The sequence below is a fragment of the Pseudomarimonas arenosa genome (genome assembly GCF_014841215.1).
In the GTDB taxonomy this organism is placed as follows: domain Bacteria; phylum Pseudomonadota; class Gammaproteobacteria; order Xanthomonadales; family Xanthomonadaceae; genus Pseudomarimonas; species Pseudomarimonas arenosa.
Genome location: NZ_JACYTR010000075.1, coordinates 1 through 21,923, shown reverse-complemented (window position 1 = coordinate 21,923; position 21,923 = coordinate 1). Strand labels below are relative to the sequence as shown.

The 21,923-nt window shown below is 62.0% G+C and carries 19 protein-coding genes; 3 read left to right on the top strand and 16 right to left on the bottom strand.

The window, feature by feature from the left end; translation table 11 throughout:
* Window positions 1-121: 121 nt before the first annotated feature.
* From IFO71_RS19770 to prmB, 11 genes are all read right to left on the bottom strand, one after another.
* Window positions 122-1,060, bottom strand: coding sequence for an isopenicillin N synthase family dioxygenase (locus IFO71_RS19770; RefSeq protein WP_192031412.1), 939 nt, complete (start codon window positions 1,058-1,060; stop codon window positions 122-124).
* Between the two features lie 89 nt (window positions 1,061-1,149).
* The gene (gene glmM, locus IFO71_RS19765; protein WP_192031411.1) at window positions 1,150-2,490 is read right to left on the bottom strand and encodes a phosphoglucosamine mutase; all 1,341 of its coding nucleotides are present in this window, start codon (window positions 2,488-2,490) and stop codon (window positions 1,150-1,152) included.
* Window positions 2,487-3,383, bottom strand: coding sequence for an acetyl-CoA carboxylase, carboxyltransferase subunit beta (accD, locus tag IFO71_RS19760; RefSeq protein WP_192031410.1), 897 nt, complete (start codon window positions 3,381-3,383; stop codon window positions 2,487-2,489). Before accD ends, glmM begins: the two co-directional genes overlap by 4 nt.
* A gap of 160 nt (window positions 3,384-3,543) precedes the next feature.
* Window positions 3,544-4,344 (bottom strand): tryptophan synthase subunit alpha, encoded by an 801-nt coding sequence (gene trpA / locus IFO71_RS19755; protein WP_192031409.1) that lies wholly within the window; start codon window positions 4,342-4,344, stop codon window positions 3,544-3,546.
* Window positions 4,345-4,506: 162 nt separating this feature from the next.
* On the bottom strand, window positions 4,507-5,730 hold the full coding sequence (gene trpB, locus IFO71_RS19750) for a tryptophan synthase subunit beta (protein WP_192031408.1): 1,224 nt from the start codon (window positions 5,728-5,730) through the stop codon (window positions 4,507-4,509).
* A 19-nt stretch (window positions 5,731-5,749) separates the two neighbouring features.
* A complete protein-coding gene (locus IFO71_RS19745) occupies window positions 5,750-6,385 on the bottom strand; it encodes a phosphoribosylanthranilate isomerase (RefSeq protein WP_332309422.1) in 636 nt (211 codons plus the stop codon).
* Window positions 6,382-7,164 carry a tRNA pseudouridine(38-40) synthase TruA gene (gene truA / locus IFO71_RS19740; protein ID WP_192031407.1) on the bottom strand — a complete coding sequence of 261 codons (783 nt, stop codon included), beginning with the start codon at window positions 7,162-7,164 and terminating at the stop codon, window positions 6,382-6,384. The genes IFO71_RS19745 and truA overlap by 4 nt, the downstream gene beginning before the upstream one ends.
* Before the next feature lie 61 nt (window positions 7,165-7,225).
* Window positions 7,226-9,676: a motility hub landmark protein FimV gene (locus tag IFO71_RS19735; RefSeq protein WP_192031406.1), complete on the bottom strand. Its 2,451-nt coding sequence runs from the start codon at window positions 9,674-9,676 to the stop codon at window positions 7,226-7,228.
* A 104-nt stretch (window positions 9,677-9,780) separates the two neighbouring features.
* Window positions 9,781-10,794, bottom strand: a complete 1,014-nt coding sequence (locus IFO71_RS19730; RefSeq protein WP_192031405.1) for an aspartate-semialdehyde dehydrogenase — start codon at window positions 10,792-10,794, stop codon at window positions 9,781-9,783.
* An 8-nt stretch (window positions 10,795-10,802) separates the two neighbouring features.
* Window positions 10,803-11,900, bottom strand: coding sequence for a chorismate synthase (gene aroC, locus IFO71_RS19725; protein WP_192031404.1), 1,098 nt, complete (start codon window positions 11,898-11,900; stop codon window positions 10,803-10,805).
* Between the two features lie 127 nt (window positions 11,901-12,027).
* On the bottom strand, window positions 12,028-12,948 hold the full coding sequence (gene prmB / locus IFO71_RS19720) for a 50S ribosomal protein L3 N(5)-glutamine methyltransferase (RefSeq protein WP_192031403.1): 921 nt from the start codon (window positions 12,946-12,948) through the stop codon (window positions 12,028-12,030).
* A 133-nt stretch (window positions 12,949-13,081) separates the two neighbouring features.
* Between prmB and IFO71_RS19715 the strand changes: the two genes are divergently transcribed.
* From IFO71_RS19715 to yjjJ, 3 genes are all read left to right on the top strand, one after another.
* Complete coding sequence (locus IFO71_RS19715; protein ID WP_192031402.1) at window positions 13,082-13,753, top strand: SCO family protein; 672 nt, start codon at window positions 13,082-13,084, stop codon at window positions 13,751-13,753.
* The gene (gene asd, locus IFO71_RS19710; RefSeq protein WP_192031401.1) at window positions 13,750-14,589 is read left to right on the top strand and encodes an archaetidylserine decarboxylase; all 840 of its coding nucleotides are present in this window, start codon (window positions 13,750-13,752) and stop codon (window positions 14,587-14,589) included. The genes IFO71_RS19715 and asd overlap by 4 nt, the downstream gene beginning before the upstream one ends.
* Window positions 14,590-15,385: 796 nt before the next feature.
* Window positions 15,386-16,768, top strand: a complete 1,383-nt coding sequence (gene yjjJ, locus IFO71_RS19705) for a type II toxin-antitoxin system HipA family toxin YjjJ (protein WP_192031400.1) — start codon at window positions 15,386-15,388, stop codon at window positions 16,766-16,768.
* A gap of 803 nt (window positions 16,769-17,571) precedes the next feature.
* Here the strand turns inward: yjjJ and IFO71_RS19700 are convergent.
* The 5 genes from IFO71_RS19700 to IFO71_RS19680 all read right to left on the bottom strand — a co-directional run.
* Entirely contained in the window at window positions 17,572-18,531 is a 960-nt protein-coding gene (locus tag IFO71_RS19700; RefSeq protein WP_192031399.1) for an IS5 family transposase, read from the bottom strand.
* A gap of 674 nt (window positions 18,532-19,205) precedes the next feature.
* The gene (locus tag IFO71_RS19695; protein WP_192031398.1) at window positions 19,206-20,162 is read right to left on the bottom strand and encodes a transposase; all 957 of its coding nucleotides are present in this window, start codon (window positions 20,160-20,162) and stop codon (window positions 19,206-19,208) included.
* 143 nt (window positions 20,163-20,305) lie between these two features.
* Window positions 20,306-20,584 (bottom strand): transposase, encoded by a 279-nt coding sequence (locus IFO71_RS19690; RefSeq protein ID WP_192031397.1) that lies wholly within the window; start codon window positions 20,582-20,584, stop codon window positions 20,306-20,308.
* 207 nt (window positions 20,585-20,791) lie between these two features.
* Window positions 20,792-21,190, bottom strand: coding sequence for a DUF6258 family protein (locus IFO71_RS19685; RefSeq protein WP_192031396.1), 399 nt, complete (start codon window positions 21,188-21,190; stop codon window positions 20,792-20,794).
* Window positions 21,191-21,199: 9 nt separating this feature from the next.
* The coding region (locus IFO71_RS19680) for an RHS repeat-associated core domain-containing protein (protein WP_192031395.1) at window positions 21,200-21,923 on the bottom strand (724 nt) is incomplete at its 5' end.

The window sequence follows — 21,923 nt, the reverse complement described above, 5'->3', positions numbered from 1 at the left end:
ATGGTCCTCGGGCAACCACTCGGCGGGAGACGGCGGAAGAAGAAAACTCTGGTCTGGGTGATACGGGCGATAAGTCGTCGGCATGCCGCGATATTATCGAGACAGGTTTCTGCCGCCCAGGCTAGATCAACTTGATCTCGCGCAGCCGCTCCAGCAGGTATTCATGCGAGGAAATCGGCGTCGGGTAGCGGTTCGGATTGTCGGCCGAAATGCACTGCGGCAGGGTTTCGATCATGAAATCCGGATTTGGGTGCAGGAAGAACGGCGTCGAGTAGCGCGGCTTGCGCGCCTGTTCGCCTGGCGGATTGACGACGCGATGCGTGGTCGATGGGTAGACGTGATTGGTCAGGCGCTGCAGCATGTCGCCAATATTCACCACGATGGTGTCTTCAGACGCCGTGAACGGCACCCATTCGCCCTTGCGCGACAGCACTTCCAGACCGGCGGCACTGGCGCCTACCAACAGGGTGATCAGGTTGATGTCCTCGTGCGCACCGGCGCGTACATTCGGAATATCCGGCGCGGTGATCGGCGGATAGTGAATCGGGCGCAGAATGGAATTGCCGAAATTGGTCTTGTCGGCGAAGTAGTCTTGCGGCAGGTCGATATGCAGAGCGAGGGCGCTCAACACCCGCGACCCAAGCTGGTCCAGCGCTTGGTAAAGGCCGTAGGCGGCATCGCGAAATCCCGCCACTTCGGTTGGCCATAGATTCTCGGGCATTACCTCGGCGTACTTCGAGTCGCGCGGGATTTCGCGGCCCACGTGCCAGAACTCTTTCAAATCCGGGTAGCGCGAATCCTTGGCAGTCTCGATGCCAAATGGGGTGTAACCGCGCGCGCCCCCGCTGCCGGGCACATTGTAGGCTCGCTTCACATCGTCGGGCAGGGAGAAGAAGGCCTTGAACGCCTCGTAGGCAGCATCAATGGTCGCTTGTGGAATGCCATGATTGCGGATGCCGCAAAAGCCCCACTCGCGATAGGCGGCGCCCAGTTCAGCGACAAAATTGACCCGGTCGGTATCAAAGCGACGGATGTCGAGGGTAGGAATGGCTGCAGACATGGACACTCTCACAGGCTCCGATCGGAGCATTGAACTAACTGTTAATGGGACCACCCTTGCAGGAGGCTGAGATGAGTCTCAGCGCCCTGCTAGACAGCGGCTTGCACGGCAGCACTCAGTCTGCCGAGCACATCATCGAGCAACCCGGCATCGGCCGCCTCCACGGTGACCCGCACCACTGGCTCGGTACCCGACGGACGCATCACCACACGCCCCTGCCCTTGCAACTTTGACTCGGCATAAGCGAGTTCCTGCCGCACACCTTCAGCTTCCAGCGGCCTTGCACCGTTGCCGATCTTCAGGCTGATGGTTCGCTGCGGCACCTTGTTCAGGCCGCTCAGCGCTCCGCGCAGCGAGGTTCCCGCAAGCTTCAGCGCCTCCATCACTTGCAGCGCCGAAATAATGCCGTCGCCGGTGGATGCACGATCCAGGCACAGTACGTGTCCCGACGTCTCGCCGCCGAGGATACCCTGCTCTGCGATCAGCGCCTGATGCACGTAACGATCGCCAACCTTCACTCGACGAAACTCGATGTTGTCGCGGCCAAGCGCCAGTTCCAGCCCAAAGTTGGTCATCAGGGTGCCGACAACCGGACCGCGCAGGCGACCACGACGTTTCCAGTCCGCGGCCAGAACGTAGAGCAGATCATCGCCGTCAACCGGCTGCCCCAGATGATCGACCATCTGCACCCGGTCGCCGTCACCGTCAAAGGCGATGCCAAGATCAGCGCCGGTTTCCAGCACGAATCGAGTCAAGGCCCGCAGATCGGTCGAACCGACCTCACGATTGATGTTCAAACCGTCCGGCTTGCAACCGATACAGGTGACTTCGGCACCAAGCTCCTCGAATACCCGCGGCGCCACCTGGTAGGTCGCGCCATGAGCGCAGTCCAGTGCGACCTTCAGACCATCGAGATTGAAGTCACGCTCGACGCTGGCCTTGCAGAACTCGGCATAGCGCGCCACGGCGTCGGCAACTCGGGTCGCCTTGCCAAGTCGCTCTGAACCCATGGTAGTGAGCGGCTCATCGAGTGCGGCCTCGATGGCAAGCTCGGTGGCGTCATCCAGCTTTTCGCCACGACCGGAAAACAGCTTGATGCCATTGTCCTGGTGCGGATTGTGCGAGGCGCTGATCACAATGCCGGCATCGCAACGAAGCGAACGGGTGAGGTAGGCCACCGCCGGCGTGGGCATGGGACCCAGCAGCAATACATTGGCTCCCGCTGCGACCAGTCCTGCCTCGAGTGCCGACTCGAACATGTAGCCGGAAATCCGGGTGTCCTTGCCGATCACCACACTGGGGTGCGGATCGCCCGAAGCGCTCAACACCCGCCCCAGGGCATTGCCGAGCCGCATCACAAACTCGGGTGTGATCACTCCTTCACCGACCCGGCCACGTATGCCATCGGTGCCGAAATAACGCCGGCTCATGCGCTGGCCTCGACCGCGATCGACTCGTCTGCGGCCGGTTGCGGCTGTCGACTTAACATCGCGAATAGCCGAGACAATCGATCGCGCATCTGGCGTCGATCAACGATCTGATCGATGGCACCGTGCTCGAGTAGAAACTCGGCACGCTGGAACCCGTCAGGCAAGGTCTCGCGAACCGTTTGTTCGATCACCCGCTGACCGGCGAAACCGATCAGCGCACCCGGCTCGGCCATATTGATATCACCCAGCATGGCCAGACTGGCCGATACACCGCCGGTGGTCGGATGGGTCATGACCGAAACATAGGGCAGACCGGCGGCACGCATTCTCGCCAGCGCCGCCGACGCTTTGGACATCTGCATCAGCGAGAACAGACCCTCTTGCATGCGCGCACCACCGGTGGCGGAAAAGCACACCAGCGGGCAGCCCTTCTCCACTGAATATTCGGCCGCACGAGCGAATTTCTCGCCCACGACCGCCCCCATCGAGCCGCCCATGAACTTGAATTCAAAGGCACAGGCGGTGAGTGGCGCGCCCTTGAGCTTGCCGTGGATCGAGATCAGTGCATCCTTCTCACCGGTCTGGCGCTGTGCCGCGCGCAGGCGCTCCGGATACTTTTTCGAGTCGCGGAACTTCAGGGTATCGACTGCCTCCAGATCGGCATCGAGCTCGATCAGGTCACCCTGGTCAAACAAGGCGGTCAAGCGCTCACGCGCGCCGATCGGCATGTGGAAACCGCATTTGGGACAGACGCAAAGGTTGCGTTCCATCTCGGGCCGATAGAGAACCGCGGCGCAGGCATCGCACTTTTCCCACAGACCTTCCGGCACCTGACGCTTGGTGCCCCCTTCGGTGCGGATCCGCGAAGGCATCAGTTTCTGTAACCAGCTCAAGCAACACCCCTCAAAGCAACAGGACGCCGGGCAACGGCGTGATCGCCTAGTGTACCGCGGGAGGCGCCGGTTTCTCAGCACCTGGGCAGCCGCGGGTCGAGGCAGGGGCCTGGGTCAGACCGGCTGCGGCTCCGCCGCTGCGCTGCTGCGATCGTACGTCTCAGCCATCCAAGGCGCGGCGTATCGGTGTCAGAAATTCGCAGGCGATGCGGGTCGCCTGCTCGCGAGTCTCGGCTTGCGCCAAGCTTTCGACCAGGGCACTGCCGATCACCACGGCATCGGCTTCGGCGGCCAGGGCTTTGGCCGATTCGGCATCACGCACACCAAAACCCACGGCCACTGGCACAGCGCTCAAGGCTTTCAGCTTGGCTACCCGCGCAGAAACTTCAGCCGGCGCCAACCGCGACGCTCCAGTAACGCCAGCGAATGACACGTAGTAGAGATATCCCTGAGCTTGCTCGACAATCGCGCCGAGCCGCTCGTCGCTGGTAGTGGGCGACGCCAGCAGCACCATCTGAACACCTTGCTCACCCAAGGCCGAGCGGATCGTTCCGGCCTCCTCGGGCGGGCAATCGACCAGTAGCACGCCATCTACCCCAGCCTCGGCCGCGGCGGCGGCAAAGCGCTCGACGCCAAAGATTTCGATCGGATTGAGGTAGCCCATCAGCACCACGGGCGTGTTGCGGTTCTCGCTGCGAAACTCCGCACACACCTGCAACACCTGTCGCAATCCCACCTTGCGCTGCAAGGCCCGTTCACTGGAACGCTGAATGACTGGGCCATCGGCCTGCGGATCAGAGAACGGCACGCCGAGCTCGATCAGATCGGCGCCACCCGCCACCAGAGCATGCATTACGTGCACGGCGGACTCCAGCGAGGGATCACCGCAGGTAAAGAAGGGAACAAGGCCGACGCGGCGCTGGCTCTTCAGGGTGTGAAAGGTCTGATCAATGCGATTCATGCGCTCGATTCGAATTCGGTTGTGGACGGTCGTGCCGACTTGCCAGCTGCTGCGATGCGAGTTGCAGCCGCTCGATCTTGCTCGCCTCGGATGGCGCGGGCAGGAATCGAACACGTAAGCGGTTGATTCCCTGCACCTGGTTTGAGGTTGTTCAGCGGCCTGTTACAGCGTGATCCCTTCGCGCTTGGCGATGGTATGCACATCCTTGTCGCCACGGCCGGACAGATTGCATAGCACCAGAGCATCGTTCGGCAAGTCGCGCGCCTGCTTGATGGCCTGGGCCACCGCGTGACTCGATTCCAGCGCGGCCAGAATGCCCTCGGTGCGGGCCAGCAGATGGAAGGCATCCAAGGCCTCGCGATCGGTGACGCCGACATACTGCGCCCGGCCGCAGTCCTTCAGGAATGCGTGTTCGGGGCCGACACCGGGATAGTCAAGCCCGGCCGACACCGAATGCGTTTCGGTAATCTGACCATCATCATCACACAACACATAGGTTCGATTTCCATGCAGCACGCCGGGGCGACCGGCCACCAGGGAAGCGGCATGGTGTCCGGTGTCGATTCCTTCGCCGGCCGCTTCGGCACCGATCAATCTGACCTCGGCATCGTTGAGAAAGGCATGGAACATGCCGATCGCATTGGAGCCGCCCCCCACGCAGGCGACCACGCAGTCGGGGAGCCGACCGTACTCGGCCTGCATCTGCTGACGCGCCTCGCGGCCAACGACGGCATTGAAATCGCGCACTAGCTGCGGATACGGATGTGGCCCGGCTACCGTACCGATGATGTAGAAGGTGTTGTGCACATTGGTCACCCAGTCGCGCATCGCCTCGTTCAGTGCATCCTTCAAGGTCTTCGAACCCGAGGTCACCGGCACCACGGTAGCGCCGAGCAGCTTCATCCGGAACACGTTGATGGCCTGCCGTTCGACATCGACAGCGCCCATGTAGACCACGCACTCCAGGCCAAGCCGTGCGGCTACCGTAGCCGAGGCCACGCCATGCTGACCGGCACCGGTTTCGGCGATGATGCGTGTCTTGCCCATCCGCTTGGCCAGCATGGCCTGACCGATGGTGTTGTTGATCTTGTGCGCGCCGGTGTGGTTGAGATCTTCGCGCTTCAGCAGTATTCGCGCCCCGCCGACTTTCTCGGTCAGACGTTCGGCGAAGTAGATCGGGCTGGGCCGTCCAACATAGTGCTTGAGGTCGGCCGCCATTTCAGCCTGGAACTGGGGATCCTTGGAATAGCGCCGATAGGCGGCATCCAACTCCTTTAGCGGGCCGATCAGGGTCTCGGCGACAAAACTGCCGCCGTACGGTCCGAAGTGGCCCCGCGCATCCGGATAGGCGAAGTAGTCGACAGATGAGGTAGGCACTGCGTTCACTCTTAACTCCTGATTTGACTCACGCGGCGTCGGCTGACCGCACCGCTTCCACGAACCTGGACATCAGCTCAGCCGACTTTTCGCCTGGCGCCGATTCAATGCCACTCGACACATCGAGCGCGAAGGGGCGAAGCTCGGCAATGGCTACGCCGACGCTTGCCGGCGTGATGCCGCCTGCCAGAATCAATCGATGCCGCTCGCTGCGCGGCACCCGGCGCCAGTCGAATGCACGCCCCAAGCCGCCGGTTTCGCCCACGCCGTGCGCGTCGAGCACCAGACCACGAGCACTGGGGTAGCGCTGCATCCATTCTAGCCCGACCTCGGGGTCGGCCATGGGAATGGCCTTGAGATAAGGACATTGCCAATCGGCACACTGCGCTTCGGATTCCTGTCCATGGAATTGCAACAGATCGGGCCTCACCTGATCGAGCACCGCGCGCAGCCAGTCTCGATCGGCATCCATCACCAGGGCCACACAGCTGACCAAGGCTGGCACTCGGGCGCGCAACTGTGCCGCCTGATCCAGGCTGAGCGCGCGCGGCGTACCGGGCACCATGATCAGACCGATCGCATCAACGCCCAAAGCCACGGCGCGGTCGACATCCTCAGCCCGCCGCATGCCACAGAACTTGATCCGCGTTCGCGCAGGGCTCACGGATTGGCCTCCGCAGCATCGATCGCACTTGGCAGGCCATAGTGACCCGGATAACGCGGCCCGAGGAAGCACAGCCCCTGCGCCGCCGCAGTAGGACCGGCCACGGCGCGATCCTTGCCGGCCAGCAGTTCCTGCAGCCACTCCAGCGGGCGCTCACCACGGCCGATCGGGATCAGGCTGCCCACGATATTGCGCACCATGTGGTGCAGGAAGGCGTTGGCTTCCACTTCGATGCGAATTTCCAGCCCAGACCGCGCCACGACAATCTCTTTCAGCGTTCGTCGTGGATGCTTGGCCTGGCATTGCGAGGTTCGAAAGGCGCTGAAGTCCTGCTCGCCGAGCAGTACCTGCGCTGCTCGCTGCATGGCATCGGCATCCAGCTCACGTCGCTCCCAGGCGACGAATCGATGCAGCAGGCCCGGGCGAGCCGCGCGATTGAGGATTCGATAGCGGTAGCGGCGCGATTCAGCGCGGTAGCGGGCATGAAAGTTCTCCTCCACCGGCCGCACCCAGCGCACCGATATACCGTCGGGCAACAAGCTGTTGCAGCCCATCATCCAGGCGTAGTCGCTGCGCTCGGCATCGCTATCGAAGTGCACCACCTGGCCCGAGGCATGCACGCCGCTGTCGGTCCGGCCGGCGCAGACCACCTCGATCGGATGATTCGCTACCCGCGACAGGGCAGACTCCAGCTCGGCCTGAACGGTGCGGCCGTGGCTCAGCCGCTGCCAGCCAAGGAAGTCGGTGCCGTCGTATTCCACTGCCAGCGCTAGGCGCATTGCGGTTCCCAGAAAAGCGAAACCCGGAGGCCTGGCCTCCGGGTCTTCCAGCATGCCCGGCTTAGCGTACTTCGTCGAGCAGGCGCTTGGCTTCTGCCCGCTGCCCGGCGTTGCCCTCGTTCACCACCTCTTCGAGCATGCCGCGTGCGCCCTCCACGTCGCCCATGTCGAGATAGGCTCGCGCCAGCTCAAGCTTGGTAGCCGCGGCATCATCGGTCTCGACGCCGCCGCCCTCGGCATCGCCCATGTCAAGATCGCCGAGGTCGCCGGTGTCGTCGGCCTGATACTGGCCCAGGTCTTCGACTGCCTCGTAGGCCGGTTCAGGCTGACCGCTGCCGATATCCATATCGATCGACATGTCGTCCTCACCCGGCTCCACGCCGACATCAAAGCGGGAACGCTGCTCTTCGGCCAGGCGCGACACATCTTCGACGCTGAACTGCTGGGTGCTGTTGTAGTCGACTTCGCCGCCGGCATCAGCCGCGTGCAGGTCAGACCCGTGGCTATCCCAGTCGACTTCGCCACCGCTGCCCGCGGCGTGATAGTGCTCAGCCTCGGACGCCTCGCCTTCGGCGGGTGCGGCGAACAGCGGATGATCCGGCAGCATTTCCCGGCCCATGGCCAAGACCTGTTTCCAGGACATGTCTTCAGGATCGAACAGCTGCGCGTACATGGCCTCAGCAGCCCCTTCGAAGCCCGACTCGTCACCCGCTTCGTAGTAATGGCGCACCAAGGCGAGATGGCGCCCCAGGTCATCAGGTTGTTCGGCGATGGCGTCGACCAAGGCCTGCGCCTCGCCTTCGTCGGCATCCGCTGACTGCGCTGCGGCACTCGCCGCGGCGGCGGCAGACGCAGCGGCATAGTTGTCGGCCACGCTGGGTCGTGCGGCCGCCTTGACCGGCTTGGGCTTCTTCGAGCCGCGCCCCAACAACAGGCCCAGACCGGCCAACACCAACAGGCCGGCACCGCCGCCCAGGATCAGCGGGTTGCTGTACCAGGGCTTGGCCGGCGTATCGCTGCCAGACTCGGCCGCTGGTTCGGTCATCGATTCGGTCTCGGCCGGCGGCGTTTCCGCCACGGCTGAGGTTTCGGTGGCCTCGGTGCTGCCGTCTGGCGAGCTGGCTTCGCCGGTGCTGTCCTCGCCGAGCAGATCCGACACGTCGACCAGGGCATCCTCGGGCTGCTCACCGACCTCGGCAGGTGTCTCGCTGATCGGTTCGGCCGGCGTATCGACAGTCGGCTCATCCACCGGTGCTGTGACTTCGGCCGGCGCTGCCGCGGTCTGCGGCGCGGCCGCCAGCTCCGCTTCCAATTCGCGCAGGCGGGCCTGAGCGGCGGCCAACTCGGAATTCTTCAGGTCGACTAGCTTCTTGTAGTCCGAATCGATTTTCTCGAGGTCGCTGACCCGCGATTTCAGCTCGCGGTTTTCCTGCTGCAGGGTGCTGACCTGTTCCTGCGCACGCGCCAGATCGGCCCGCAGCTCACGACCCTCGCCGGTGCTGCTGGCACCGGACTGTGCGGCGGTGCTTTCGCCTCGCGGGGGCACCAGCTCAAGGCGTGAATCGCGCGGCGAGGTCTGCGCTGAACTGCTGCTGCTCGGTTCGACTTCTGGTTGCACAATGCCGGCGCTGGCGCGCCATTCACGCATCTGCTCGATCACCATCGCCGCCGCAGACTGCCGATCCACCGCGCGAATCTCGTCGGACGACGGCAGACGCAGGACGGCGCCCTTCTTCAATCGATTGATATTGCCGCCGATGAACGCATCGGGGTTGGCCTGCTGCAGGGCCAACATGACTTGATCCATGCTGACGCTGTCATCCGGGCGGGCGAACTGAGCGATGGACCAGAGGGTCTCGCCATCGCGTATGGGACCGTAGTTGTCCTGCCGCTGCGTTGCCGGGGCTGACACGGGCGCCGGAACAGGCGCTGGAGTCGGCGCAGCCACCTGAGCGGGAGCCGGCGTGGGTTGCGAAGGCTCGCGTACCGGCGGCGGCTCGGGCTGAGCCATCGGCGGCGGCGCGGCCAGTTGTTCCGGCGGCGGGGGCGGCGGCGCGGTCGGTGCCGGCTGAGCGGCAGCCGGCGACACCCGCGGCGCAGTTCGCATGGCTGCGGTCAGCGGCGGGTCGAGCAGCACGGTGTACTCGCGCAGCAGACGTCCGCGTTCCCACTCCACTTCGAGCAGGAAGCTGACGTAGGGATCCTTGACCTTGTCCGGCGTGGTCACCCGCACGACATCGCGGCCGTCCTTGTCCTTGTGCACCGAAAACTCGAGGTTGGCTGAGATCGCGGCGGGGCGATCCAGGCCGGCGCGCTGAAACGCATCAGGCGAGGCCAGGCGCACCTTGAGCGCTTTGAGCTCCTGCGGATTGCTGCCCAGAATCGGGATCTCCGCCACCAGCGGCTCGTTCAAACGAGTCCGTACATCGATTGTTCCAAGCCCCAGCGCGAAGGCTGGGCTGGTGCCCAGCGCCATGAGCAAGGCCAGTGTAAGGCGTTGATTCTTCAACATCGTGCATCTCCCCCGAGGGCATAACGCGCCGCCCTGACGGCGCGTGAGTTCATCCTTGAAACCTAGAATCGGCTTGACATCGCAAGCGTAACTATAGATGCAGTTTAGGTTTTGACCAATATCTCGGCAATCTGAATCGCATTCAAGGCCGCCCCCTTACGTATATTGTCGGCCACGATCCACAGATTCAGGCCGCGCGGATGGGAAATATCCTCGCGAATTCGCCCCACATATACCGGATCTTTGCCAGCAGCATGGGTCACCGGGGTCGGATAGCCACCTGGCTTGTGCTCATCGACCACTTCGGCGCCCGGCGCACTGGCGATCAGCTTCCGGGCTTCTTCGGCACTGAGCTTCTCCTTCAGTTCCAGATGCACGGCTTCGGAGTGTCCGAAGAATACCGGTACCCGCACCGCGGTCGGATTCACCTCGATCGATTCGTCACCGAGGATCTTGCGAGTCTCCCAGACCAGCTTCATTTCTTCTTTGGTGTAGCCATTCGGCTGAAAATCGTCGATCTGAGGAATCAGGTTGAAGGCGATCTGTACCGGAAACCGCTGCGGATCGGCATCTTGAAAATTCAGCAGGGCGGCGGTTTGCCGGCCCAGTTCTTCCATGGCTGAACGACCGCCGCCAGACACCGATTGATAGGTGGCGACGTTGATGCGTTCGATCTTGGCGGCGCGATGCAAGGGCGCCAGTGCCACCAGCATCTGCATGGTCGAGCAGTTCGGATTGGCAATGATTCCGCGCGGACGATCGGCGATCTTCTCCGGATTGACCTCGGCCACCACCAGGGGCACGTCATCGTCGTAGCGGAACTCCGACGTGTTGTCGATCACGACCGCACCGGCCGCCGCCGCGCGGGGAGCATGCACGCGCGACACCTTGCCGCCGGCAGAAAAGAACGCGATATCGATATCCTTGAAATCAAAGGTTTCCAGATCACGCACCAGGTACTCGCGGCCTGCGCACTTCAGCTTTGAACCGGCCGAGCGTTCGCTGGCGAGCGGAATCAGATCGGTGAACGGAAACTTCCGCTGCTCCAGGATTTCCAGCAGGGCTTCGCCGACCGCACCGGTGGCACCAGCGATGGCGATGTTGCAACGCTTGCTCATTCGACGTCTCAGGCTTGGGAGGGAATCAAGGGGTGTTGTGGCCCGACATCGGCGCATTGGGCGCGATGACGCAGGGCTTGGTCCATCAGCACCAAGGCCACCATGGCCTCGGCAATGGGAGTGGCACGAATGCCAACGCAGGGATCATGGCGACCCTTGGTGACGACTTCCACGATCTCGCCGGCCTTGTTCACCGAGCGACCGGGCAGACGCAGACTGGAGGTCGGCTTGAGCGCTATCGAGCAGATCACGTCCTGACCGGAAGAAATACCGCCGAGGATGCCACCTGCGTTGTTGCTGAGAAACCCTTCAGGGGTAATTTCGTCTCGGTGTTCGGTGCCAAGCTGGCAGACCGAATCGAAGCCTGCGCCGATCTCCACTCCTTTGACCGCATTGATGCTCATCAGCGCAGCGGCCAGCTCGGCGTCCAGCTTGCCGTAAATCGGCTCACCCCACCCAACCGGCACGCCCTCGGCGACGACGGTGACCCGCGCCCCGACCGAATCGCCGGACTTGCGCAGGCTATCCATATACTCTTCCAGCTGGCCCACCATTTCGGCATCGGGCCAGAAAAACGGATTGTCCTCCACCACCTCCCAGTCGATGGCGCGTGGCTTCCATTCGCCCAGTTGGGCCAGATAGGCACGAACCCGAATGCCGTAGTGCTCGGCCAACCAGCGTTTGGCAATCACCGCTGCCGCCACCCGCATAGTGGTCTCGCGAGCTGAGCTGCGACCGCCACCGCGTGGGTCCCGTATGCCGTACTTCTGCCAGTAGGTGTAGTCAGCATGACCTGGGCGAAAGGTCTCCTCGATGTTCGAATAGTCCTTGCTGCGCGCGTCGGTGTTGCGAATCAACAGGGCGATAGGCGTGCCGGTGGTTCGGCCCTGATAAACGCCGGACAGGATCTCCACTTCATCGGCTTCGCGTCGCTGCGAGGTGTGCCGGCTCTTGCCGGTGGCACGACGCTCGAGATCGGCCACGAAATCAGCCGGCGCGATTTCGACCCCCGGCGGGCAACCGTCAATCACGCAGCCAATCGCCGGCCCATGGCTTTCGCCAAAGGTGGTGACCGCGAACAAGGTTCCGAACGTGTTGCCTGCCATTGCCAGATCCTAAGTGCCTGCGACGTGCTTCCGTACACCAATCGAGTTGTTCAAGCGCGATCGGCGGCCTACCTTGACACAAAGAGCGGGCCGATTGCAGCCCGATCGTGCAATGGTCAGGCGGCGATCAGCCGCGCTGGGCTGCCAGCGCGGCGATCGCGTCGGCGTGTTCGACCAAGGCTTCGCGATCAACAACGAAGACCCCCATGGCGCCGACCTTGAACTCGATCCAAGACAACGGCAGTTCGGGCAGCAGCCGGCTCAGCGCGCGTTCGCTCTCGCCGACCTCGACAATCAGCATGCCGCCCGGAGCCAAGTGCCGAGGCGCATCGCGCAGAATACGCAATGCCAGATCCAGACCGTCTTCTCCGGCGATCAGCCCCAGCTCCGGTTCGAATCGGTATTCGTCCGGCAGGGCTGCCACTTCCTCCCGGGTCACATAGGGCGGATTGCTGACGATCAGCTCGTAGCTGCGACCTTCAAGGCCGGCAAAAAGGTCAGACTGGATCAGCTCGACCCGATCGGCGACCAGCAGCCGCTCGACGTTTTCCTTGGCCAGGCTCAGGGCCTCCGCGGACAGATCGACACAGTCGACCTGCCAGTCCGGGAAATGATGCGCCATGGCGATGCCGATGCAGCCCGATCCGGTGCAAAGATCGAGGGCCCGTTGGACCTGCAGGTGGGAAATCCAGGGTTCGAATCCCGACTCGATCAGCTCGGCAATCGGCGAGCGCGGCACCAGGGCGCGACGGTCGGACTTGAAGCTAAGCCCGGCAAACCAGGCCTCGCCGGTCAAATAGGCCGCCGGCACACGCTGTTCGATGCGCTGCCGAAACAAGGCCAAGACCTGGGCGCGCTCTTCCGCGGTGACCCGCGCCTGACCGTACACCGGGCTCAGGTCGTGCGGCAGATGCAGGGCATGCAGGGTCAGCTGGGTGGCCTCGTCGAGTGCGTTGTCGTAGCTGTGGCCAAAGCACAGCCCGGCCCGGTTGAAAGCGCTGCCGCCGAAACGGATCAGGTCGATGATGGTGAGAAGCTCGGCGGACATCGGCTAACTTACTGATTGATGGACCGGGGAGTATAGAAGATGCGCCCTGCGAAGGGGCCATTTCGAGGCTATTGGCGGCTATAGGCACATGCCCAGCTGCGCCGATCTGGCCGCTCACCGATATACTTTGCCGATGAACTCCCCAACTCCCTCCCCGGGCCACGGCCGCCTGCCGATCGTGGCGGTGCTGCTGGTCGCCGTTCTGGCTGGCCTCGGCCTGGTCATCTGGCAGCGAACCGTCGACACCTCGAGCGTCCGCCCATCGACATCAGCGATGGCGCTGCACACCACCCTGCTCTATCCCGAGCCGCGGCCTGTGCCCGATTTCCAGCTCGATCGCGCCGACGGCAGCCCACTCACTCAGGCCGACCTCAACGGCAAGTGGACCTTGCTGTTCATCGGCTTCACCCACTGCCCGGATGTGTGCCCGACCACCCTCAGCACGCTGGCGGCCGCGTTGAAGCAGCTCGATGCGGAGGCATCCACGTCGGTGCAGATCCTGTTTGTATCGGTTGATCCGGAGCGCGATTCGCCACAACGCGCTGGCGAATATGCCGCTTTCTTTGATCCGCGCATCATCGCCGCCAGCGCCGATCACGCACGCCTCGAACCGTTCACCCGCAGTCTTGGACTGGTCTATGCCAAGGCCGATGACAGCGAGAACTACGGGGTCGACCACAGTGCTTCGATCTCAATCATCAGCCCGGACGGCCGCCGCTTTGGGCTGATCAGGCCGCCGCACGAAGCCCGCAAGGTGGCCGAGGATGTGCGCGCGGTGGTAGCAACCTACGGGGCGGGCCGATGAGCCCGAAACTCGCACTGCAGTACCTGCTGCCGCATCGATTGCTGTCCGCACTGGCCTACAAGGTCGCGCGCCTGCGCTGGACCTGGTTCAAGAACTGGCTGATCGCCCTGGTCATTCGCAAGTTCGGCGTCAACATGGCCGAAGCTGCCGAGCCCAACCCGCGCGCCTATCCGCACTTCAACGCCTTCTTTACCCGTGCCTTGAAAGCCGGGGCAAGACCGCAACCAGAATCGAACGACATGCTAAGCCATCCGGCTGACGGCAAGATCAGCCAGGCCGGCCCGATCAAGAACGGGCGCATCTTCCAGGCCAAGGGCCACGACTACACCGCGGCGGAACTGCTGGGCGATGCAGACTACGCCCGCCTGTTTGCAGATGGCGATTTCATCAACGTGTACCTCTCGCCGCGCGACTACCACCGGGTGCATATGCCCTGGGACGGCCGGCTGACCGAAACCCTGCACGTGCCGGGCCGGCTGTTCAGCGTCGCGCCCTGGGCGGTGCAAGCCATCCCGCGACTGTTCGCCCGCAATGAGCGCCTGGTTTGCCAATTCGACACCGACTTCGGCCCCATGGCCGTGGTGATGGTCGGCGCACTCCTGGTCTCCGGCGTCGAAACCGTCTGGGGCGGCGAGCACATCCCGCCCTACGCCTCCAAACCCATCCGCCGCGACTGGCGCGATCGCAACCTCACGCTTCAACGCGGCGACGAAATGGCCCGCTTCAACTACGGCTCCACCGTGATTGTGCTGGTACCCAAGGGCGCAGTGGAATGGATGGCTATGAGCAGCGAGCAACCAGTCAAGCTGGGCGAGCCGATGGCGAGACGCTTGTAGCGACTGCCTTCGCCCTTTAGACGCTGGCTTCGACTCAGCTCAGCCAGCGTGGCGCGATCGAATCCCGCCACCTGACGCACCCTGAGCCTGTCGAAGGGTGCCTGAGATAACTCAACGTTTGAGCGCGACGGGTGGCATGCGTCCAAGGGCGCGTAGGGTGGCGAGGGACTGAAACCGCCGCTTCCTGTTTGGCTGGCTTCGACTCAGCTCAGCCAGCGCAACCCCGACGCCGCCGCATGCGCCCATTTCGACCGCAGCACGCACCCTGAGCCTGTCGAAGGGTGCCTGAGATAACTCAACGTTTGAGCGCGACGGGTGGCATGCGTCCAAGGGCGCGTAGGGTGGCGAGGGACTGAAACCGCCGCTTCCTGTTTGACTGGCTTCGACCAGCCCAGCCAGCGCAACTCCGACGCCGCCGCATGCGCCCAATGACTTTCCACCGCAGCACGCACCCTGAGCCTGTCGAAGGGTGCTGGGCCACTAACGTGCGCTAACGTGGGCGTGCGCTAACGGCATCCATCATCCGAGACGATCGGCGCTATTGCCGACCGAATAGGCCGCTTGCCCCGAGTTTCAACCTGGCACGTTGCGCATCGAGGTGCCCGCCCCGACTCCTGAACCACTCCCCCATCGCGCTGCGCCATCTGGCCTGCACGGCACACGGCCGAACACTCCCCGTAGCTCAAAAGGTGGGAATTTTCGTTTCACAAGACACGAGAAAACGATCCGAGTATTCCTTACAATCAATCGCTTATACGGTTGAGCTGCAGAATACTTTCGTTGCATACTTCGTTTCATGGCCGATCGATCTGCCTCCGTCAGTTCCCTGCTGAGCCTGCTAGGGCAGCGCGGTGCCTTGCGGGCCGCTGAAGTGCTGCAGGCGCTTGGCGTCAGCCGCGCAACGCTTTCGCGCACGGTGAAACAGGCTCGCGGTGAGGTCCTGCGCTTCGGGGAAACCCGCTCCACGGTCTACGCCACTTCGCGGCAGATTGGCGGCCAATCGGCTTGGCCGCTGTACCGCATCACTGCCGATGCCAAGGTCGAACTGCTCGGCGAACTCTTGGCGATAGGCCGCACCGAGTTTGCTCTGCGCCCGACGCGACCGCTGCCGGCGCTCACACTGCCACCGCTGTTCGGTGCCGGCGTGTTTCCGGATCTACCTTGGTTCCTGGACGACCAGCGCCCGCAAGGCTTCCTCGGTCGCCACTTCGCACATCGTTTGTCAGCCACCCTTGGCGTGCCGCGCGACCTCAAGCTTTGGACCGGCGACCACACGGTCACCGCCTTAGTCGAGTGCGGCCACGATCAACTCGGCGATCTTGTGCTCGGCGAACGCGGCCTAGAGCGCGCGCTTGCTGGCCTTGATCAACCTGCCGATGTGCTGCAGCCCGAAGACCGCGCAACCGCCTATCCGGCCCTGGCCATGGCAGCTCTGCAAGGCGAACCCGTGGGCTCGTTACTGGGTGGCGAGCAACAGAAGTTCACCGCGATGGTGGGGGTGAACGGTGGTGTTGAGTCGCTGATTGTGAAGTTCAGTGAGGCCGGTGGCAATCCTGTCGCCACCCGTTGGGCGTCGCTGCTGCGCAGCGAAGCGACCGCCGCACGCGTGTTGAACGAAGGCGGTATTGCAGCAGCGGCAGACCGCGTCTTCGAAGCCGCCGGGCACGTTTTTCTCGAATCGCCGCGATTTGATCGCACCCCAGGCCTTGGCCGCCGAGGCCTGGTGTCGTTGGCCGCGCTCGATGCCGCGTTCTACGGTCACGCGAGCACGCCCTGGTGGCAATTCGCCGAACAACTACACCGCGATGGCTGGATCGGCGCCGACGATGCGGATGCCTTGCAGCGCATCTATTGGTTCGGTGCGATGATCGGCAACAGCGACATGCATCTGGGCAATGCCTCACTTGTGCTGCGCGACAGCCGTCCGCTCACGCTGGCACCGGTCTACGACATGTTGCCGATGGCATGGCGACCAAGCGCCCAGGGCGCCCTGGTGCCTCGCACGCTCACTCTTCCGATTCCCGCCGCTGGCCAACTGGCGCAATGGCGTTGGGCGGCAGAGGCAGCGGCAAAATTCTGGGCTGCTGTCAGGGCCGACGCCGCGATAGATAGCGAGCTTCGCGAAGCCGCCAATAAGGCGCAAGAGCTAGTTGACCAGGGGCTCCGGCGATTCGTCTGAACCCGAGTCACCGGCTCGCAGGTGGCCAGCAGACAAATCGGCAGCCCATGCAGCCGGGCCCCGCATTCGCCCAATTGCCGCTATCCGACGTCTTCAGGTGTTCGAGATCACGGCAAGCTTACGAGCCCAAGCGCCAACATCCGAACCGGATGTAGGGCGGGTCTTGACCCGCCAGGGAAACACACGAAACGGCCGGCTAAGCCGCTCGAAACATCAGGTTTCATCACGCGCAGCGAGTGATTGCGGCGAATGGCGACAACACAGCGGCGGGTCGAAGACACGCCCTACCTTGCTACCTTGCTTAAACCCGCCGTACGCGCGGTTGTGGTGTCTTGCATCCCGCCAACAGCGCATCCAGCGCTGCCTCATCCATCTTCTGCGTCATCGCCTGCTCCTTGGCGGCTCGTGCCGCCCTCAAAATGGAGCAGTCACACAGTTAAGATTACAGGCTCGCGGGTTAAGAACCCGCCCTACCTTGCTACCTTGCTACCTTGCTCGCCGTACGCGCGGTTCAGAAGTACGCCTCGCACGACAATTCCAATTGCAGGTCCACAAGCGATCTCATTAGTTCAATGTCGAGCGTAAAAGCCGTGTGGCATTCGGCAAATACTCCAATGAACAGTTCTATACGTCCCCCAGACGAACTCAAATCTTTTAGGGAAGGTCTGATCAAGTCATCGAAACAGCATGATGTGAGAATCGAGCCTCTGAGTTGACGGTCTTGGGATGCTTTTGGGCGATTCTTGGTCATTTGTTTGCCATGTGAGCGCTTTTGGCGCTCACATGGCGCCCACTGGACGCAATTACCCTGTCGCTGGCATGTGCCGCCGCACCATCCAAAGGTTCGACAGTGCACATAACACTTGAACCTGTGCCAGGTTCTTCGCCAATCCCTTGAAGCGAACCTTCTGGTAACCAAATTGCCGCTTGATCACTCGGAACGGGTGTTCCACCTTCGCGCGGATCGACGCCTTCAACGATTCCAACCCTTCGATCGCCCCGCGCAGTTTTGCGTCGGCGATCTTCTGCACACGGCTTCGCCGTTCCGCTATCTCCCAGCGCAATTCGCGATCAGCGACATAGGCGGAGGCGCCGGTGTAGCCCGCATCACCGTGCACCGCGGTCTCGTCCCCGTGCAACAGCTCAGCCACCTGGGTCACATCGGCAGCGTTGGCCGCCGTCGTCTTGACCGTGTGCACCAAGCCAGTATGCATGTCAGCACCGATATGCACCTTCATGCCGAAGAAATACTGATTGCCTTTCTTGGTCTGATGCATCTCGGGATCCCGCTTTCCCTCAGCATTCTTGGTGGAACTCGGCGCATGAATAATGGTGGCATCGACAATGGTGCCGCGCTTGAGAAATAGACCGTGCTGACTCAGATGAGCATTCACTGCTTCAAGAATTTTGGGCGCCAAGTCGTGTCTCTCAAGCAGCCGGCGGAAGTTCAAGATGGTCGTTTCGTCCGGGATCGCCTGGGTCAACGACAAGCGCGCAAATTGCCGGATCGGTGCTACTTCGTACAACGCCTCTTCCATCGCCGGATCGCTGTAGCCAAACCAGTTCTGCATCAAGTGCACGCGCAGCATGGTGACAAGCGAGTACGGATGGCGGCCGCGGCCAGCCTTTGGATAAACCGGCTCGATCACCGCCAACAGCGCCTTCCACGGAACCGCCTGCTCCATTTCCTCCAGGAACACTTCACGCCGAGTTTGCTTGCGCTTGCCGACGTACTCGGCGTCTCCGAAGCTGAGTTGACTCATCTTGATGGGGCTCGTAGTCGTGAACGGGTATTGGACAACAAATCGAGTGACTTGTTCAGAGTTTCCTTAGAAAGGCCTTACCCAGGACCAATGACGGCAAAAGGCTCTCTACACCATCTGTGAAGTTACCGGCGGATTTTTCCAACAACAGAAAAGAGCAGTAACTCTGTTTATTAATCCCCCCCAACGTCTTTCCGTGAGGATTCGTTCGAGGCTCCCCGACGCTCTGAGAGAATTCGGGCTTCAAGTCAACGCCGCTTGCGATTGACTCGCTGGAATACGTGGGGTGCCAAACACGCAAGGAAACCGTGAATTCTGAATTGGACATCATCCACCTCCGGGCAGATACGAACCGAAGTTGCCGTGATTCTCACCGACTCCGTCAGGCCCACCGGTCCAAACATCACCGTTTGGAGCAATACGTCGCCAACGTGGAACGTCGCCAACGGGACGCGCCAACGTGGACATCCATTATCTGCGCGACGCCAACGTGGACATCCATTATCCGAAATCATCGCACGAGCCGCGAATCGCTCGGCCACCACGCAGAACTTGAAACCGGCTGAATGATTGCCTAGTTGATCCAACGAAGTGCTGGAAGTCAGCGCATTGCGCTTCGGACTGGACGAGCCATGACAGAGCCGCGCTGGTTCGCAATGTCGACCGCTATGACTTTAAATCGACGCTAGAACTCGCCCACCCTTTAGCCAGCGCTGCCCGATCGCTTTCGCTGCTTCAAGCAGGGCGTCCAATGTTCCGACGGCGCGCCAGTAGCGCATCTCGATGCCGCGCACCTGGCTCAACCATGCGGCGTCATCCCCAACGCGCTGCAACGCACGCGGCGCCGTATGGCAGATGGCCCCGCGCTTGTCCGGGCGCAGCTGGCGCCCGGCCCAATCCACCAGTTCGATGTACTCCCCCTCACTGATCGGCAGGAACCCCGCCATCGATGGCCCCGCCACTGCGGCGATCGGGCGACTCAATGCCGCGGAATCTGAAAGTTCAATCTTGCGATGAATCGACGTGTGATGAGACGTACGCAGATCAGACGCGATTCCGCCGCGAACGGGGTTCAGGTCCACGTAGGCCATGCACGCCAGCAGCGCTTGATCATCCAGCAGAATCTGACACTTGTAACGCCCTTCCCAGAACCTCCCGGTGCATCCATCTTCCTCATTGGCTTCGCGGGCAATCGGTTCGGCCAAACAGCGCATAAACCAGCTGAGGTTTCCCAATCGTGCACGCAATTCGCGAAGGCGCTCCTCGTTGCCCACCAGCGCCAGCACCTTGCGCCGACACAGTTCCGGCGCGACCTCGCCATTCACTTTGACCGGGCACAACCGTACCCAACGCGCGGCTACCTCTTCGTCTCTCCAACGATCGACCTGCTCCGGCGCCATATGCACCACCACGTGCACGTGATTGCTCATCACCGCGTAGGCCAGCACCGAGGCCGAGAACACCTCCGCCAGAAACAGTAGCCGATCCTCGATCCACTGCTTGCGATGATCGAAATTGCGACCGCTGAACACATCGTCCCCGCACAGAAACGCACGGCGGACGCAGCGCGACACGCAGTGATACGTGCCGGAAACCGTTGGATCCATCAGTTGTGAACGCGGGTAGCCCATGCACCCAGCATTCCGCATCCGCTCAATTGCCGCTATCAGACTCCTTCGGCGGCTGAGGTAGGACTTTTCCTAATCGATGGCTGACCAAGTTTGCCCTGCAAGTTTGCCCTTCCCCTAATTGATGGCTGTCCAAGTTTGCCCCGCTAATTGATGGCTGTCCAAGTTTGCCTGTCAACCTGCTCCGGCGCCATATGCACCACCACGTGCACGTGATTGCTCATCACCGCGTAGGCCAGCACCGAGACCGAGAACACCTCGGCCAGAAACAGTAGCCGATCCTCGATCCACTGCTTGCGATGATCGAAATTGCGACCGCTGAACACATCGTCCCCGCACAGAAACGCACGGCGGACGCAGCGCGACACGCAGTGATACGTGCCGGAAACCGTTGGATCCATCAGTTGTGAACGCGGGTAGCCCATGCACCCAGCATCCCGCATCCGCTCAATTGCCGCTATCAGACTCCTTCGGCGGCTGAGGTAGGACTTTTCCTAATCGATGGCTGTCCAAGTTTGCCCTGAACATCAGGCTTCATCATCGCAGCGAGTGATAGCGGCGAATGGCGGCAACAAAGCGGCGGGTCAAGACCCGCCCTACCTTGCTACCTTGCCACCTTGCTTCAAAGTCTGTTATTTACGAATTTGCACATCCTTCTGGCGCGGATCTCTAATGTAAAAATCGCGAGCCAACAGTGCTACGGTGGCGGGAAGAATATCAGCGTCCCTAGTTGTGCTGGTTTCGAGAACGAACTCGAAGCCTTCGTCCTTCATACTAAGCCGCACGTCGAGAATCAGATCATCAGGAATTACCCCTAGAGGCGCCACTGAAAACTCGCTAACCCCAAGAAAAACCAGTTCACCCGACTCTATATCCTCATCATGATAGTGGTCCCAGGTGCCCGAACTGCTCCGAATACGTGAGAGCAGGTCAAACGACAAAACCACTTCCCTCCGCCAGGAATCAACCGAGTAGCCGATGATGGCGCGATCACCGAAATAGATAGAAGCGATCAACTGTTGCGGCGTCATGAGCAGTCTCTATGCGCAGGGGCCGCAAGCGCAAGGGTCCGCTGCACAAACGCGAGAATTGACGTACTCATGAAAGATCATTTGAAAGACTCCGATTGCGCCGTAAGCGCCAAGTGTACTTCGAAGCGGAATATGAGCACCGGGACTATTCGGCGGAACAACTTGTCCCCGCACATTTAGCGAAACCCCCTGACCACGACGCGCGGGCCCTGTACCCGGCAGGTGAGCGTGCCCGTGCGGCTGAGGATTGTTGGCGTGCCCTTGAGGATTCAGGCGATAAGCGTTGGAGCCATTCGCATAGCAGGTATGCGTATCTGGACTGTCGAGTTTGAACGGAGGATAGGGAATAGTTTTACCTCCCACCGGCTCCACGATCGTGTTGCCTCTTGAATCAACAATGAACCGCCCCACTTCCACACCCGTAATGGGATCGATGACCTGCAGGCCATTGGGATCAACGAAAGCTGTGGGCCGCGAAACGGCATACCCATACGTATTCACCCCACCCGCCAACCCAATCGGATCCGCCTGCGTATACCGCCCCGTGCTCGGGTCGTAGTAGCGATGCCAGTTGTAATACAGATTGGTCTCGGCGTCATAGTACTGCCCGGGGAAGCCGAGGTTGAGGGCACCGAAGCTGCCGCCCTGCTGCATCACCTCGCGGTGGAACGCGTAGTTCTTGGCGCGCCAGACCGGCTGATTGGCGCTGTTGGCCACCACTTCTGGTCGGCCC

Bases quoted from the DNA above. Each gene is read 5' to 3' on its own strand.
- IFO71_RS19695 (WP_192031398.1), bottom strand. From the start codon at position 20,162: ATGGGCTACCCGCGTTCACAACTGATGGATCCAACGGTTTCCGGCACG.
- IFO71_RS19715 (WP_192031402.1), top strand. From the start codon at position 13,082: ATGAACTCCCCAACTCCCTCCCCGGGCCACGGCCGCCTGCCGATCGTG.
- yjjJ (WP_192031400.1), top strand. From the start codon at position 15,386: ATGGCCGATCGATCTGCCTCCGTCAGTTCCCTGCTGAGCCTGCTAGGG.
- trpA (WP_192031409.1), bottom strand. From the start codon at position 4,344: ATGAATCGCATTGATCAGACCTTTCACACCCTGAAGAGCCAGCGCCGC.
- glmM (WP_192031411.1), bottom strand. From the start codon at position 2,490: ATGAGCCGGCGTTATTTCGGCACCGATGGCATACGTGGCCGGGTCGGT.
- prmB (WP_192031403.1), bottom strand. From the start codon at position 12,948: ATGTCCGCCGAGCTTCTCACCATCATCGACCTGATCCGTTTCGGCGGC.
- IFO71_RS19690 (WP_192031397.1), bottom strand. From the start codon at position 20,584: ATGGGCTACCCGCGTTCACAACTGATGGATCCAACGGTTTCCGGCACG.
- IFO71_RS19700 (WP_192031399.1), bottom strand. From the start codon at position 18,531: ATGAGTCAACTCAGCTTCGGAGACGCCGAGTACGTCGGCAAGCGCAAG.
- IFO71_RS19730 (WP_192031405.1), bottom strand. From the start codon at position 10,794: ATGAGCAAGCGTTGCAACATCGCCATCGCTGGTGCCACCGGTGCGGTC.
- asd (WP_192031401.1), top strand. From the start codon at position 13,750: ATGAGCCCGAAACTCGCACTGCAGTACCTGCTGCCGCATCGATTGCTG.
- IFO71_RS19770 (WP_192031412.1), bottom strand. From the start codon at position 1,060: ATGTCTGCAGCCATTCCTACCCTCGACATCCGTCGCTTTGATACCGAC.
- IFO71_RS19735 (WP_192031406.1), bottom strand. From the start codon at position 9,676: ATGTTGAAGAATCAACGCCTTACACTGGCCTTGCTCATGGCGCTGGGC.
- IFO71_RS19685 (WP_192031396.1), bottom strand. From the start codon at position 21,190: ATGACGCCGCAACAGTTGATCGCTTCTATCTATTTCGGTGATCGCGCC.
- truA (WP_192031407.1), bottom strand. From the start codon at position 7,164: ATGCGCCTAGCGCTGGCAGTGGAATACGACGGCACCGACTTCCTTGGC.
- aroC (WP_192031404.1), bottom strand. From the start codon at position 11,900: ATGGCAGGCAACACGTTCGGAACCTTGTTCGCGGTCACCACCTTTGGC.